We start from the raw sequence: 248 nt of genomic DNA on the forward strand, positions 1-248 counted from the left end.
CGGCATCGCCTCGCTGATCGGCAGCATCGCCTCGCTCATTCCCTTCGTACAACCGCCGATCACCAGCGATCAGGTGAAGCTCCTGAAGACCGACAAAATCGTTTCCGACGCCGCCGTGAAGGAAGGCCGCACGCTTGCAGGGATGGGCATCCGCCCGACGCTCCCCACCTCGATCCTGCCGTCCTACCTGGTACAGTACAGGCCGCAGGGCCAGTATACCGGATCAGGCCGTGCTGCCTAATGCATCG

At 62.9% G+C, this 248-nt stretch carries 1 pseudogene; it reads left to right on the top strand.

The features are described 5' to 3' along the window. A pseudogene (locus tag KVS69_RS20125) lies at positions 1-241 on the top strand (hypothetical protein); the annotation flags it as partial. Positions 242-248 lie beyond the last annotated feature (7 nt).

Origin of the sequence: Stenotrophomonas sp. GbtcB23 (assembly GCF_019091045.1) — a bacterium.
GTDB classification, from domain to species: domain Bacteria; phylum Pseudomonadota; class Gammaproteobacteria; order Xanthomonadales; family Xanthomonadaceae; genus Stenotrophomonas; species Stenotrophomonas rhizophila_A.